The organism is Nocardioides jishulii, from assembly GCF_006007965.1.
GTDB classification, from domain to species: Bacteria; Actinomycetota; Actinomycetes; order Propionibacteriales; family Nocardioidaceae; genus Nocardioides; species Nocardioides jishulii.
On the sequence record NZ_CP040748.1, the window covers coordinates 1,017,041 to 1,032,217 of the forward strand.

General features: G+C 71.1%; 11 protein-coding genes. 9 read left to right on the plus strand and 2 right to left on the minus strand.

The window, feature by feature from the left end; translation table 11 throughout:
- Positions 1–6: 6 nt before the first annotated feature.
- The gene (locus FCL41_RS04855; protein WP_170970280.1) at positions 7–2,070 is read right to left on the minus strand and encodes a sensor histidine kinase; all 2,064 of its coding nucleotides are present in this window, start codon (positions 2,068–2,070) and stop codon (positions 7–9) included.
- A gap of 136 nt (positions 2,071–2,206) precedes the next feature.
- Here FCL41_RS04855 and FCL41_RS04860 point away from each other — a divergent pair, with 136 nt between their 5' ends.
- On the plus strand, positions 2,207–4,189 hold the full coding sequence (locus tag FCL41_RS04860) for a TIGR03960 family B12-binding radical SAM protein (protein WP_137066300.1): 1,983 nt from the start codon (positions 2,207–2,209) through the stop codon (positions 4,187–4,189).
- Between the two features lie 7 nt (positions 4,190–4,196).
- Positions 4,197–4,481: a hypothetical protein gene (locus FCL41_RS04865; RefSeq protein ID WP_137066302.1), complete on the plus strand. Its 285-nt coding sequence runs from the start codon at positions 4,197–4,199 to the stop codon at positions 4,479–4,481.
- A 3-nt stretch (positions 4,482–4,484) separates the two neighbouring features.
- Here FCL41_RS04865 and FCL41_RS04870 read toward each other — a convergent pair whose 3' ends face one another.
- Positions 4,485–5,687, minus strand: coding sequence for an MFS transporter (locus FCL41_RS04870; protein ID WP_420846563.1), 1,203 nt, complete (start codon positions 5,685–5,687; stop codon positions 4,485–4,487).
- Between the two features lie 120 nt (positions 5,688–5,807).
- On the opposite strand from FCL41_RS04870, the gene FCL41_RS04875 reads away from it, so the two are divergent.
- The 7 genes from FCL41_RS04875 to FCL41_RS04905 all read left to right on the plus strand — a co-directional run bounded on the left by FCL41_RS04875 (position 5,808) and on the right by FCL41_RS04905 (position 15,170).
- Complete coding sequence (locus FCL41_RS04875) at positions 5,808–6,530, plus strand: TIGR03936 family radical SAM-associated protein (protein WP_420846564.1); 723 nt, start codon at positions 5,808–5,810, stop codon at positions 6,528–6,530.
- Positions 6,531–6,884: 354 nt separating this feature from the next.
- Positions 6,885–10,310, plus strand: a complete 3,426-nt coding sequence (locus FCL41_RS04880) for an Rne/Rng family ribonuclease (protein ID WP_137066306.1) — start codon at positions 6,885–6,887, stop codon at positions 10,308–10,310.
- Positions 10,311–10,516: 206 nt separating this feature from the next.
- Entirely contained in the window at positions 10,517–10,819 is a 303-nt protein-coding gene (rplU, locus tag FCL41_RS04885) for a 50S ribosomal protein L21 (RefSeq protein WP_137066307.1), read from the plus strand.
- Between the two features lie 36 nt (positions 10,820–10,855).
- Entirely contained in the window at positions 10,856–11,110 is a 255-nt protein-coding gene (gene rpmA / locus FCL41_RS04890; RefSeq protein WP_137066309.1) for a 50S ribosomal protein L27, read from the plus strand.
- Between the two features lie 122 nt (positions 11,111–11,232).
- Positions 11,233–12,774 carry a GTPase ObgE gene (gene obgE, locus FCL41_RS04895; protein ID WP_137066310.1) on the plus strand — a complete coding sequence of 514 codons (1,542 nt, stop codon included), beginning with the start codon at positions 11,233–11,235 and terminating at the stop codon, positions 12,772–12,774.
- A gap of 14 nt (positions 12,775–12,788) precedes the next feature.
- Positions 12,789–13,940, plus strand: coding sequence for a glutamate 5-kinase (gene proB, locus FCL41_RS04900; RefSeq protein ID WP_137066864.1), 1,152 nt, complete (start codon positions 12,789–12,791; stop codon positions 13,938–13,940).
- A gap of 36 nt (positions 13,941–13,976) precedes the next feature.
- Positions 13,977–15,170, plus strand: a complete 1,194-nt coding sequence (locus tag FCL41_RS04905) for a cysteine desulfurase family protein (RefSeq protein WP_137066311.1) — start codon at positions 13,977–13,979, stop codon at positions 15,168–15,170.
- Positions 15,171–15,177: the final 7 nt, after the last annotated feature.

Consider the following 15,177-nt stretch of genomic DNA (forward strand, 5'->3'; position numbering starts at 1 on the left):
GGTGGGTCACTCGAGGCCCGTCAGCTCGTCCGCCCATTCCGCGGCGGGCAGGGTGAAGCTGAAGGTCGCCCCGCCCCGGTCGTTGGTGTGGGCACTGATCTGTCCGCCGTGCCGCTCCACGATGCGGCGGCAGGCAGCCAGGCCCATGCCGAAGCCCTCCCTGGACTGGGCGGCCCCCGCGGCGCGGTGGTAGTCCTCGAAGATCCGGTCCTCCTCGCCGACCGGCAGGCCGATGCCCTCGTCGATGACGTCCACCCGGATCCAGCCAGCGACGTCGGTCATCGACCGCACCGTGATCGTGGGCGTCTCGCCGTGGCGCACGAACTTCGACGCGTTGCCGATCAGGTTGGCCAGCAGCTGCCGCACCAGTCCGAGGTCGGCGCTGACGTGGTGGGGCGTGTCGACGGTGAAGACGTGGGGACCGATCTCGGCGACCTGCGCCATGACGGCTCGGACCGGGGTGGTGAGGGGGACGTCCGCGAGCTCGAGGGTGCCCTCGCGCACGACGGTGTAGTCGAGCCAGTCCGAGATCACCTCGCGCATCCGTCGGTTGCTCGCTCGTGCCCTGGCGAGCAGGGCGCTGGCCTCGTCGGGGTCGCGGCTCGCCAGCGACTCCTCGGCCATCTCCAGCCAACCCTCGACGCTGGTCAGGGGAGCACGAAGGTCGTGGGCCACGACACCGGCGAAGCCGCTGAGCTCTCGCAGGCGCGCGTGGTGCTCGGTGTTGTCGGTGAGGAAGATCATCCAGCCGTCGGCGGGGTCGCTGCTGACCCGGGTGACGCTCTGGCGCAGGATCCGCTGCCCGCCGTGGATGCCGAGGTTCATGAAGTCGGAGGCGATGAGCTCCGAGTCGCTCAGTGGCGTGCCGTCGATGCGGGTGATGCCGAACCAGCCGGTCCAGCTCTCGGGCCGTCCCTTCGGGAAGGGGCGCCCCAGGAGCGTGACCGCGGCGGGGTTGTGCATCCGTACGGCCAGGTGGCGGTCGACGACGACGACTCCGTCCTGCATCGCCTCGAAGACGTTCTGCAGCATCTCGGCCCGTCGCCTGACCCGGGAGCGCTCGCGCTCGAGGTCGTCCACGAGCTGGGCACGTCGCTGGCTGAGCTGGGCGACGAGGAGCGAGACCAGGATGAACGTGGAGACCACCAGGTCCATCACGCTCCCCAGCGGCACGAGGTGCGACGAGCCCCGGACGAGGTTCGACCGACCGTCGAGGGTGTTGAGGGCGGGCGAGAGCAGGATGCTGACCAGCCCGACCAGGAGCCCGAACGTGTTCGTCACCCAGAGGCCGCGGTTGAGCGCGACGAAGACGACCGGGAGGACGGCCAGCCACGCCATGGTGACCGCGCCGGTGGCGTACACCCAGGAGAGCAGCCCCACCGAGACGAGCCATACCGCCAGGATCCTGAGCCAGGGCTCGCGCAGGCTCGCGGGTGACCAGGTGGCGAAGGTGATCAACGTGGTCGCGCCGCCGACGCTGGAGACGACGAAGACGTGTGACATCCACTGCAACGCCACGCTGGTCGAGACCTCGCCGAGGTGCAGGCCAGGCACAGCACCGAGCAGCAGGCCGACCGCGCCACTGACCAGGGCACTGCCTGCCAGGAGGCCGAGGTCACGCGCACAGGTGGGCGCCCAGTTGCGGGCCCACGCGTTGCGCCACGGCCCGACGCCGTCGAGGTGGGGGTGGTGCGGTGACTGGAGCGTCCGACGCCCCGAGCGGTAGAGGAAGGCCATCAGGAAGGCCTGGAGCGGCACGCCGACCACGCTGCGGATGACGTCGGACGTCGGTGCGTCCATGAGCAGGGCGGTCGTGCAGGCCAGCAGTGCGGTCGCGCCGACCGTCAGCACGAACGGCGGGGTGAGGCGGGGGAGGAGTCGTCCGTCCTCGTTCCAGTCGAGGGTCATCCAGCTGAACGCGACGGTGGAGAAGAGCCAGATGCGCGGCATCTGCCCCACGACGCCGGTCGCCGCGGCGGCGTACGCCGAGGAGCACAGGACTGCGAGGGCGACGCCCCACAGGACCCAGTACTCCCGGTCCGGCCTCCCAGCCGTTGCTGCCGTCGCCACGGTTCCCCCTCCGCGAGCACCGGTCGCCCCCCGACCGCGCGAGCCCACTCTAGGGGGAAGTGCTCGTGGGTGCGGTGCATCGCCGGTTTCGGCGTACCCTTGTTGATCGTCCTGATCCCCACCGGTGAGGTCCCGCATGTCTCCCGCTTCCGACCCCGCTGCCGGCGCAGCGTCGGTCTTCCACCTCCTCGAGCCGCGCCTGCCCTCGGTCTCCAAGCCGATCCAGTACGTGGGCGGCGAGCTCAACTCGGTCACCAAGGACTGGGACTGTGGTGACGGAGGCGAGGCCGGCGCCACCGTGCGGTGGGCGCTGATGTATCCCGACGCCTACGAGGTGGGCCTGCCCAACCAGGGCGTCCAGATCCTGTACGAGGTGCTCAACGAGCGCGACTGGATCGTCGCCGAGCGCACCTACGCCGTGTGGCCCGACATGGAGGCGGTGATGCGCCAGGACGGGATCGGCCAGTTCACCGTCGACAGCCACCGCCTGGTCCGAGGGTTCGACGTCTTCGGCCTGAGCTTCTCCACCGAGCTCGGCTACACCAACATGCTCAACGCCCTCGACCTGGCCGGCATCGCGCTGCACGCCGTCGACCGTGGTGACGACGAGCCGATCGTGCTCGCCGGTGGCCACGCGGCCTTCAACCCCGAGCCCATCGCGGACTTCATCGACGCCGCCGTGCTCGGCGACGGCGAGGAGGTCGTGCTCCAGATCTCCGAGGTCATCCGGGAGTGGAAGACCGAGGGACGCCCCGGTGGGCGCGACGAGGTCCTGCGTCGCCTGGCCGTGAGCGGCGGCGTCTACGTGCCCAAGTTCTACGACGTCACCTACGCCCCCGACGGCTCCATCGAGGCCGTCGTGCCCAACCGTCCCGGGATCCCCTTCCGGGTGCGCAAGCACACGCTCATGGACCTCGACGCGTGGCCCTACCCGGCCAACCCGCTGGTGCCGCTCGCCGAGACCGTGCACGAGCGCTTCAGCGTGGAGATCTTCCGCGGCTGCACGCGTGGCTGCCGCTTCTGCCAGGCCGGCATGATCACGCGTCCGGTGCGTGAGCGTTCGCTGACCACCATCGGGGCGATGGTCGAGAACGGCATCCGCAAGTCGGGCTTCGAGGAGGTCGGCCTGCTCTCGCTGTCGTCGGCCGACCACACCGAGATCGGCGACCTCGCCACCGACCTGGCCGACCGCTACGAAGGCTCCAACGTCTCGCTGTCGCTGCCCTCGACCCGCGTCGACGCCTTCAACATCACCCTGGCCAACGAGTTCTCCCGCAACGGCCGCCGCTCCGGCCTCACGTTCGCCCCCGAGGGCGGCAGCGACCGGATGCGCAAGGTCATCAACAAGATGGTCGACGAGGAGGACCTGATCCGCACCGTCGCCACGGCGTACAGCCACGGGTGGCGTCAGGTGAAGCTCTACTTCATGGTGGGCCTGCCCACCGAGACCGACGACGACGTCCTGCAGATCGCCGACCTCGCCAAGCGGGTCATCCAGAAGGGCCGCGAGGCGTCCGGGCGCAACGACGTGCGGTGCACCGTCTCCATCGGTGGCTTCGTGCCGAAGCCGCACACGCCCTTCCAGTGGGCGGCGCAGCTCGACCACGAGACCACCGACGAGCGGCTGAAGAAGCTGCGCGACCTGGTGCGCGACGACAAGAAGTACGGCCGTGCCATCGGTTTCCGCTACCACGACGGCAAGCCCGGCATCGTCGAGGGACTGCTGTCGCGTGGTGACCGCCGCGTCGGTCGCGTGATCGAGGAGGTGTGGCGTGACGGCGGTCGTTTCGACGGCTGGAGCGAGCACTTCTCCTACGACCGCTGGATGACGTCGGCCGAGAAGGCTCTCGCCGGCACCGGCGTGGACGTCGACTGGTACACCACCCGTGAGCGCACCTACGACGAGGTCCTGCCCTGGGACCACCTCGACTCCGGTCTCGACAAGGACTGGATGTGGGGCGACTGGGAGGACGCGCTGGCAGCGGCCGAGGGTCAGGACATCGAGGTCGAGGACTGCCGGTGGACCCCGTGCTACGACTGCGGCGTGTGCCCGGAGATGAACACCGAGATCCAGATCGGTCCGACCGGCCAGCGGCTCCTGCCGCTGAGCGTGGTCTGAGGCGGGGATGGCACGCGCAGACGAGCCCCGTCCCGAGGGTCAGCCCACGCAGGGGCGCGGTGACGAGAAGTCCCGCCCCGGTCTCGAGCATGCCTTCCGTTCCTCCGAGCCCGGACCGAGCGCCAAGGCCGCCTTCGCGACGGCTGGCGTCTTCCTGCTGATCGCCCTGGTCATCGGCCTCATCGTCTGGGGCGCCGCCCAGTTCGACATCCCGATGTTCCCGGTCGTCCTGCTCGTCGTGGGCGGGCTCTTCGCCGCCTTCGCGCTGCTCGCGCGCAGCGTCAAGGACTGAGGCTCAGCCCGCTGGCTGGCGCCGCGGGGTGAGCTGGTCCTCCAGGTAGGCGGGGCGACCCACGTAGGCGCCCAGGGCAACCAGCGGCACCAGCAGGGCGAGCATGAGCACCAGCGGCCAGGTCCACCCGTCGGTGGTGCCGTGCACCAGCCCGACCACGAAGGGGCCCGGCGCCGCGATGAGGTAGCCGACCGACTGCGTGAAGCCCGACAGGGCCGCGGTGCCCTCGGGCGTACGCGCGCGCAGGCTGATCAGCACCAGGATCAGCGGGAAGGTCATGCCGCCGACGCAGAGCAGCGCCCACAGCACGGCCAGCCGGTCGGGCAGCACCAGCAGGCCCAGGAAGGCCACCGGGTAGCAGGCCATCACCGCGAGCATCAGCGGCCGCTGGTCGCGCACGCGCGCCACCAGGTTGGGCAGGACCAGGCTGAGCGGGATGCCGACCGCAGCGATGATCCCCACGAAGACGCCGGCCTGCGTCGCCGAGTAGCCGTTGTCGCGCCACAGCTGTGCGAACCACCCGAACATCGTGTAGGCGATCGCGGACTGCACGCCGAAGAACGCAGCGAGTGCCCAGCCCAGCCGCGTACGCGCCACCTGGCCGAAGGTGATCGTGGCCGCTCGGGCCTCCGGATGACGGTCGTGAGCCAGCAGGCCGATCCACGGCAGGGCCGCCAGCGCCGCCAGCAGGGCCCAGGAACCGAGGCCGTAGCGCCAGCTGCCCAGGGCGTCGGAGATCGGCACGGTGCCCATGAGGGCCAGCGTCAGGCCCAGGGCCATGGCGGTGGTGTAGAGCGCGGTGGCCGTGCCGATCCGGTCGGGGAAGTGGAGCTTGACGAGCGAAGGGGCGAGCACGTTGGCGCACGCCATGCCCGCGACCGCGAGCAGCGTCAGCGCCAGGAAGAGCACCTGGTCGTGCACGACGGCGCGCAGGGCGAGTCCGGCGACGACCGAGACCAGCGAGAGGAACAGCACCCGGTGCAGCCCGATCGTGCGGGCCAGCCAGGGGGCCGAGGCCCCGACGACGGCGAAGGCGAGCACGGGCAGCGAGGTCAGCAGGCCGGCGGTGGCGGACGACAGCCCCAGGCCGTCGCGGACCTCGGCCAGCACCGGCCCGACGCTGACCGCGGCCGGGCGCAGGTTGAGGGCCAGCAGGACCAGGCCGACGAGGACGAGCGTGCGGTTGCGGGTGGACACCTGAACCATTGTCCGCAGCCAGGCACACGGTTGGCACGCGGGGGAGGGCCAGCGCCCGACGCGCCGGGGCGACGGCCAAGGCCGGGGCGCGCGACGAAATCGGAGAAGGCGCCTCTCGCGGGCTACCGTGTGGCCGTGCCACGTACGCAGCCCGAGCAGCAGGCCCCGCCCGTCCAGCGACTCCGTGTCCGCTACGCCAAGCGAGGACGCCTGCGCTTCACGAGCCACCGCGACTTCTCCCGTGCCTTCGAGCGGGCGATCTTCCGCGCCCGCCTGCCCATGGCCTACTCCTCCGGCTTCAACCCCCACCCGCGCATCTCGTACGCGGGTGCCGCGCCGACCGGGTCGGCCTCCGAGGCCGAGTACCTGGAGATCGGGCTGGCGCAGGTGCTCGACCCGGCCGAGGTGCACCGCCTGCTCGACGAGTCCCTGCCTGACGGCCTCGACGTGCTCGAGGTCGTGGAGTCGGCCGGCGGCTCCCTGGCCGACCTCCTCCAGGCCAGCCGCTGGCGCATCACCCTGCCCGGTGCGGGCGCCTTGACGCCGCTGGTCGACGCCTTCCTCGCCTCCGAGACGGTCCTGGTCGAGCGCATGACCAAGAAGGGGCTGCGCGAGTTCGACGCCCGGGCAGCCGTGCTCTCCCTCGAAGCCCAGACCTCGGGCGACGTGACCGTGCTCGACGTCGTCCTGGAGCACGTCGTCCCGGCGGTGCGTCCCGACGACGTACTCACCGCGCTGGCCGCAGTGGGGGAGTTCCCGCCCGGGATCGTGCCGCTGCTGACCCGGGTCGCCCAGGGCCCGTTGGAGCGCTCGACCGCCACGGTCGGCGACCCGCTGCAGACCGCGTCATAGGGACGTTTGCCGAGGCGTGTGCGAGAATGACGGCGGTCGCATTCAGCGGCACCCGTCGCAGGGTGTGACCCGACGACGACGTTCTCGCCGTGCTGGTCCGTCCAGCTCGGCACGTGAGTTGAAGGTCGTCACCAGACCGCGACGCGGCCCGGGGAGTCAGTGACAGGGACCCCCCGTGTGATCCCTGGGAGAGCAGGGGGACGAGGGCCTCGCGACCGCGGCAGGTGGCCGGCACGCTTCTCATGACGCAGCAGCGGAGGAGTCGCCGCCACCCACAGGCTTTGCGTCAGGCTCCTGGACACTCGGGGCTTGGCGTCCTACACCCCGGTGCCTGGCACCGGTCGAGGAGCTCACGTGCTCGACGAAACCACCCCTGCAGAAGAATCAGCCGCCACCCCTTCCGGGGCAGACGACTCGCAGGCCGCTCCGGCCGCAGCGAAGCGGACCACCGCGAAGAAGGCGGCCGCCAAGAAGGCCCCGGCCAAGAAGGCCGCCGCCAAGCGCACCACCAAGAAGGCCGCCGCAGCGGCCGAGACGCCCGACACGGCGCCCACCGAGGCTCCCGCCGAGGCTGCGACCGACGCCCCGGCCGAGGCCGCTCCGGCCAAGAAGGCCGCTGCCAAGCGCACCCGCAAGGCGCCGGCCAAGAAGGTCGCCGCGCCCACCGAGGTCGCCGCACCGGCCGAGAGCGCGCTCCCGGTCTCCGACCAGCCCGCCGCTGACGCCGCCACTGACGAGGTCGCCGCGGAGAAGCCCGCGAAGAAGGCCAGCGCCCGCAAGACCACGGCCAAGAAGGCTCCGGCGAAGAAGGCCAGCGCCAAGAAGGCCGCCGCCGAGCCCGCCGAGCCGGCCGCCGAGACCACTGACGCCGCTGCCGAGGCGAGCGACACCCTGCCCCTCTTCCAGGCCCCCGTGAAGAAGACCGCCGCCAAGCGCACCCGCAAGCGCGTGGCCAAGCCGGTCGAGGTCGCGCCCGAGGAGCTCGCCGCAGAGCTCACCGAGGAAGAGCTCGAGGCCGAGGCTGCCGCCGACGCGAACAACGAGTCGGTCGAGGTCACGGAGATCCCGGACGCCCAGTCCACCTCCGACCAGTCCACCTCCGACCAGTCGACCTCCGAGGAGACAGAGGTCGCTGCCGACGAGGCCGAGAGCAGCGACGACGAGCAGGGTGACGACGAGCAGGGTGACGACGAGGGCACGCCCAGCCGTCGCCGCCGTCGTCGCGGTGGCCGTCGCCGCCGCAAGGCAGGCGACTCGGACTCGGCCTCCGACGCCGACGACTCCTCCGAGGCTGCCGACGAGACCGAGCAGGCCGACCGCGCCGAGAAGGGCGACCGCGCCGAGAAGGGCGACCGCACCGAGAAGGGCGGCCGCGCCGAGAGGGGTGGCCGGGCTGACAGGTCCGACCGCGCCGACAAGTCCGACACGTCCGACGAGGACAAGTCCGAGTCCGAGGAGAAGTCCGACGCCCAGTCGGACTCCGACGACGAGGGTTCCTCCTCCACCTCGCGCCGCCGCCGCCGTCGTCGCCGCTCGGGCGACTCCGAGTCCGGTGGGGGCGACGACCCCGAGAACACGGTCACCCGCGTGCGCTCCTCGCGCACCGGAGACGACCAGATCACCGCGCTGGCCGGTTCCACCCGCCTCGAGGCCAAGAAGCAGCGCCGCCGTGAGGGCCGCGAGGCCGGTCGCCGGCGCGCGCCGATCGTGAGCGAGGCCGAGTTCCTGGCCCGCCGCGAGGCGGTCGACCGCGTCATGGTGATCCGCCAGAAGAAGGAGCTCACCCAGATCGCCGTGCTGGAGGACAAGGTCCTCGTCGAGCACTACGTCGCCCGTGAGTCGCAGACCTCCCTGATCGGCAACGTATACCTGGGCCGCGTGCAGAACGTGCTGCCGTCCATGGAGGCCGCCTTCGTCGACATCGGCAAGGGCCGCAACGCGGTGCTCTACGCCGGCGAGGTCAACTGGGCCTCGCTCGGCCACAAGGAGGGCCAGGCCCGCAAGATCGAGTCGGTCCTCAGCCCGGGACAGCCGATCCTGGTCCAGGTCACCAAGGACCCGATCGGTCACAAGGGCGCCCGCCTCACCAGCCAGGTCAGCCTGGCCGGCCGCTTCCTGGTCTACGTGCCCGACGGCACCACCAGCGGCATCTCGCGCAAGCTGCCCGACACCGAGCGTGCCCGTCTGAAGACGCTGCTCAAGGAGATCGTCCCGGACAGCGCCGGCGTCATCGTGCGTACGGCTGCCGAAGGTGCCACCGAGGAGGAGCTGACCACCGACGTCGAGCGCCTCAAGGCCCGCTGGGAGGTCATCGAGGGCAAGGCGAGGGGCAACGCCCCGCAGCTGCTCTACGGTGAGCCCGACCTCACCCTCAAGGTGGTGCGGGACCTCTTCACCGAGGACTTCGCCAAGCTCGTCATCCAGGGTGACGACGTCTGGGAGACCGTCTCCGCCTATGTCGAGCACGTCGCCCCCGACCTCGCCGACCGGGTCGAGAAGTACGCTCCCGCCGACGCCGCCTCGGCCACGCAGGGTGACGTCTTCGCGACCTACCGCATCGACGAGCAGATCGCGAAGGGCCTCGACCGCAAGGTCTGGCTGCCCTCCGGCGGCTCGCTGGTCATCGACCGCACCGAGGCCATGACGGTCGTCGACGTCAACACCGGCAAGTTCACCGGCTCCGGGGGCAACCTCGAGGAGACGGTCACCAAGAACAACCTCGAGGCCGCCGAGGAGATCGTGCGCCAGCTGCGCCTGCGTGACATCGGCGGCATCATCGTCGTCGACTTCATCGACATGGTGCTCGAGTCCAACCGTGACCTGGTGGTGCGCCGCCTGGTCGAGTGCCTGGGCCGTGACCGGACGAGGCACCAGGTCGCCGAGGTCACCTCGCTCGGCCTGGTCCAGATGACGCGCAAGCGCATCGGCACCGGTCTGCTGGAGTCCTTCGCCACCGAGTGTGAGCACTGCCACGGTCGTGGACTGGTGACGCACGCCCACCCGATCGAGGCCCGGTCGGGCGGCAACGGCTCCGACGACGAGGGTCGTCGCGGACGCGGTCGTCGCGGCAAGGGCGGTCGTGACAACGACCAGCAGAACGACAAGCAGAGTGACAAGCAGAACGACAGGTCCGGCGAGAAGCAGGACAGGTCCGACCAGCGCTCCGAGAAGGGCGACCGCGAGAAGGGCGACCGCGAGAAGGGCGACCGGACGGAGAAGCAGTCCGGGCGCTCACGTGACCGTGACCGTCAGCCTGCTGCGGCCGCTCCCTCGCCCAAGGTCGTCGCCGAGATGGCACGCCATGACGAGGCTGTGGCTCCCGACGCAGCTCCGGCGGCGCAGGAGAGCGCCCCTGAGGCTCCCCGGGCCGCTCAGGCCACCGAGGCGCCCCAGGCCGCCCAGGCCACCGAGGCGCCCCAGGCAGCCCAGGTGGAGCAGCCGCAGGCGGACGCCAGCCCGAAGGTCGTCACCCGCACGCGGCGCGGTGCGTCGCGGCGTACGGCGGTGACTACGACGACCTCACCGGCCATCGTCGTCACCGAGCCCGCTCCCGCGGCCGCCCCGGCGACGGTCGAGCCCGTGCCCGAGGAGGCCAGGCCCAAGGTCGTCACCCGGACCCGTGGTCGTGCTGCGGCACGCCCCGCAGGCCCGCCGAGCGACGAGGCAGGCACCACCAGCAGCAGCACCAGCAACAACACCGACAACGAGGCCGGCAACGACGCCGGTGACGAGTCGGTGGAGCACGTCCCCGTGAAGAAGAAGGGGACGCGCAAGCGTTGACCGAGGGTCGGGCGGGCCCGTCAGGGCCCAGCGGCAGTGCCCGTTTTGCACTGCCGCACCCGCGCCCGTACTATTGACCCTCGGTGTGAGAAGCACCTTCCTGCGTGTTGTGCTGGCTGTCGATCTGACGGGCCGCGAGACGCGGGCGCCCTGAGTTTTGGAAGTTGTTGACGGGACCTAAGGTCCGACGAGGAGAGTGAGTCGCGGTGTACGCGATCGTGCGCAGTGGCAGCAAGCAGCAGAAGGTTGTTGTTGGCGATGTCATCGAGATCGACAAGGTCGAGACCGCCGTCGGCGAGTCCGTCTCCCTTCCCGTCGTGATGGTGGTGGACGGCGAGACCGTCACCGCCACCGGTCTGGACAAGGCCTCCGTGGCCGTGGAGGTCCTGGGCCGTACCAAGGGTCCGAAGATCGTGATCCAGAAGTACAAGAACAAGACCGGTTACAAGAAGCGCCAGGGCCACCGCCAGAAGTACACCCAGGTCAAGGTCACCGCAATCAACGTCTGACGCGTCAGCGCCAGAATCACCCCGAAGGACTGAGTAATGGCACACAAGAAGGGTGCGGCCTCCACCAAGAACGGTCGCGACTCCAACTCGCAGCGCCTCGGCGTGAAGCGCTACGGCGGCCAGCAGGTCAACGCCGGCGAGATCATCGTCCGCCAGCGTGGCACCCACTTCCACCCGGGTGCTGGCGTCGGCCGCGGCGGCGACGACACGCTCTTCGCGCTCATCGCGGGTGCTGTCGAGTTCGGCACCAAGCGTGGTCGCAAGGTCGTCAACATCGTCTCCGGCGAGTGATCTGACGCTTCACCACACCAAGACATCAGGCGAAGGGCGTCCCTAAACTCTGGGGCGCCCTTCGGCGTTTGCACCACCCTTTGCCTCACCTCTTTGCACCACCCTCTCCCCAGGAGCTCCACATGGCCGTCCCCACATTCGTCGATCGGGTGACGTTGCACGTCGCCGCCGGTCGCGGCGGCCACGGTGTCGCTTCCGTCCACCGGGAGAAGTTCAAGCCCCTCGGTGGCCCCGATGGCGGCAACGGTGGTTCCGGAGGATCCGTGATCCTCCGCGTGGACCCCGACGTCACCACCCTGATCGACTACCACCACAGCCCCAAGCGCAGCGCTCCCAACGGCGCCGGTGGCGCGGGCGCGCACCGCAACGGCGCGCGCGGCGAGGACATGATCCTGCCGGTGCCCGACGGCACCGTGGTCACCGACATGCAGGGCAACGTGTTGGCCGACCTCATCGGTGCGGGCACCGAGATGATCGTGGCCCAGGGCGGCCGCGGCGGCCTCGGCAACGCCGCGCTGGCCTCGTCCAAGCGCAAGGCTCCCGGCTTCGCCCTCCTCGGTGAGCCGGGCGAGGAGATCCAGATCGGCCTCGAGCTCAAGGTCGTCGCCGACATCGGTCTGGTGGGCTACCCCAGCGCCGGCAAGTCGTCGCTGATCGCCGCGATCTCGCGGGCCCGGCCCAAGATCGCCAACTACCCCTTCACCACGCTGGTGCCCAACCTCGGCGTGGTCACCGCCGGCGACACCACCTTCACGGTCGCCGACGTGCCCGGCCTGATCGAGGGTGCCGCTGACGGTCGCGGCCTGGGCCACGACTTCCTGCGCCACATCGAGCGCTGCGCGGCGATCGTCCACGTGATCGACACCGCCTCCATCGAGCCCGGGCGCAACCCGATCGACGACCTGGCCGCGATGGAGCACGAGCTGGGCCGCTACGGCGGCCTCGAGGACCGTCCGCGCCTGGTCGCGCTCAACAAGATCGACGTGCCCGACGGCGCCGAGATCGCCGAGATGGTGATCGACGACCTGCGCCAGGCCGGCCACCTCGTCTTCCCGATCTCCGCGGCCAGCGGCAAGGGCACCAAGGAGCTCATCTTCGCGATGGCCGAGATCGTCCAGCGCTCTCGCAAGGACAAGCCGGTCGTCGAGGCCCAGCGGATCGTGCTGCGTCCCCACGCCGTCGCCGGCGGTGGCGACTTCGACATCGTGCGCGACGGCGACGTGTGGCGCGTACGCGGCGAGAAGCCGGAGCGTTGGGTGCGCCAGACCGACTTCTCCAACGAGGAGGCCGTGGGCTTCCTCGCCGACCGCCTCAACCGCCTCGGTGTCGAGAGGGACCTGGTCAAGAAGGGTGCGCAGGAGGGCGACGCCGTCGTCATCGGCGCGCTCGACAACTCCGTGGTCTTCGACTTCAAGCCGTCCATCGAGTCGGGGGCCGAGATGCTGGGCCGTCGCGGTGAGGACGAGCGCCTGCGCGAGGAGCGTCCCGCGGCCCAGCGTCGTCGCGACATCCAGGAGGCCCTGCCTGAGCGCGGCGAGAACGAGACCCGCGCCGACGTGGCGCGCCGACTCGACCGCGAGATGCGTCCCGGCGTCGGCCCGATGTCCTACGAGATCGGCTCGGCCGACGACCCCGACTGGGCCGAGTCCGACCCCGACGCATGAGCGAGATCAGCGGCATGGGGGCCAGCGGGAGCACAGGAGCCGGCGACGTGAGTGACGGGCTGCGCGACGACGTACGCGCGGCTCGGCGCATCGTGGTCAAGATCGGCTCCTCGTCGCTGACCACCAACGGCGGGGGACTGGAGCCCGAGCGCATCGCCGCGCTCGTCGACGTGCTGGCCGAGGTGCGGGCGCGCGGTGCCGAGGTCGTCCTGGTCTCCTCCGGTGCGATCGCCGCCGGGCTCACGCCGCTGGGTCTGGCCACGCGCCCGAGCGCGCTGGCGCTGCAGCAGGCGGCGGCCTCGGTGGGCCAGGGCCTGCTGGTGCACCACTACCAGCAGGAGTTCGCCCGCCACTCCATCCTCACCGGCCAGGTGCTCCTCACCGTCGACGACGTGATCCGTCGCGCCTCCTACCGCAACGCGCACCAGACCTTCGCCGCGCTGCTCGACCTCGGCGCCGTCCCGGTCGTCAACGAGAACGACACCGTGGCGACCTCCGAGATCCGCTTCGGCGACAACGACCGCCTCGCCGCGCTGGTGGCCCACCTGGTGCACGCCGACCTGCTGGTGCTGCTCTCCGACGTCGACGCGCTCTACGACGGACCGCCCAGCCGTCCCGGCGTACGCCGCCTCGTCGACGTCCGCTCCGACGACGACCTCGCCGACGTCGAGATCGGCTCCGTCGGCTCCGCGGTGGGCACGGGCGGCATGGTCACCAAGGTGGAGGCTGCCCGCATCGCCACCGGCGCCGGCATCCCCGTCGTGCTCACCTCCGCCGACAACGCGGGTGCGGCGCTGGCCGGCGCCCCGGTCGGCACCCTCTTCCACGCCACCGGCCGTCGTCGTCCGATCCGTCAGCTCTGGTTGGCCCACGCCACCGAGGGCAAGGGCAGCGTCGTGCTCGACGCGGGTGCCGTGCGCGCGGTCGTCGAGCGGGGCGCCTCGCTGCTCGCGGCCGGTGTCACCGGCGTCAAGGGCAGCTTCGTGGCCGGCGACCCCGTCGACCTGGTCGGTCCCGACGGTGCCACGGTGGCCCGCGGGCTGGTCAACTTCGACGCCGCGGAGATCCCGGGTCTGCTCGGGCGCTCCACCGGTGACCTCAAGGAGGAGTTCGGCGACGCCTACGACCGGGCCCTGGTGCACCGTGACGACCTCGTCCTGCTCTGAGGGCTCCTCTGCGGCCTCGCGTAGGCTGGTGCAGTCATGACGAGCGCCGTACCGAGCACCACCACCTACCTCGACCACGCTGCGACCACCCCCATGCTGCCGGTCGCTGTCGAGGCCATGACGCGTCACCTCACCGAGGTCGGCAACGCCAACTCGCTGCACGCGTCGGGGCGCCATGCGCGTCGGATCGTGGAGGAGAGCCGCGAGGCGATCGCCGGTGCGATCGGCTGCCGCCCCGGCGAGGTGGTCTTCACCTCCGGCGGCACCGAGGCCGACAACATGGCGCTCAAGGGCGTCCTGTGGGCCCGCAAGGCCCAGGACCCGCGCCGCACCCGCATCCTCACCACCGCGGTGGAGCACCACGCCGTGCTCGACCCGCTGGAGTGGCTGGCCAAGCGCGGTGACGCCGAGGTCGAGCTGTTGCCCGTGGACCGACACGGCCGCCTCGACGTCGACGCACTGCGCGCCTCGATCGCGCGTGACCCTGCCTCGGTCGCCCTCGTCTCGGTGATGTGGGCCAACAACGAGGTCGGCACGCTGCAGCCGATCGACGACGTGGTCGCCATCGCCGCGGAGCACCAGCTGCCGGTGCACACCGACGCCGTCCAGGCTGTCGGAGCCGTGCCCGTCGACTTCGCCGCGAGCGGGGTCGACGCCCTCACCTTCACCGGCCACAAGCTCGGTGGCCCCTACGGCATCGGGGCCCTGGTCGTACGCCGCGAGCTGCGCGTCGAGCCCTTGCTGCACGGCGGTGGCCAGGAGCGGGGCATCCGCTCGGGCACGCTCGCCCCGCCGGCCATCGCTGGCCTGGCCGCAGCCGTCACCGCCTCGGTCGCCGCCCGCGAGGCCCACGCGGCCCGGGTCTCCGCGCTGCGTGACGACCTGGTGCGTCGGGTGATCGAGGTCGTCCCTGACGCCCACCTCCACGGTGATCCCGTCGGCCGGCTGCCGGGCAACGCCCACCTGGGCTTCCCCGACTGCGAGGGCGACTCGCTGCTGATGCTCCTCGACGCCCAGGGCATCGCCTGCTCGACGGGCTCGGCCTGCTCGGCCGGCGTCCCGCAGCCCTCCCACGTGCTGCTGGCGATGGGCTGCGACCCGGTGGAGGCGCGTCACTCGCTGCGCTTCTCCTTCGGCCACACCAGCACGCCCGCCGATGTCGACGCGGTCGTCGCGGCGATCGGACCGGCCGTGGAGCGCGCCCGCCTGGCCATGCGCAGGCCGTCGTGAGAGTTCT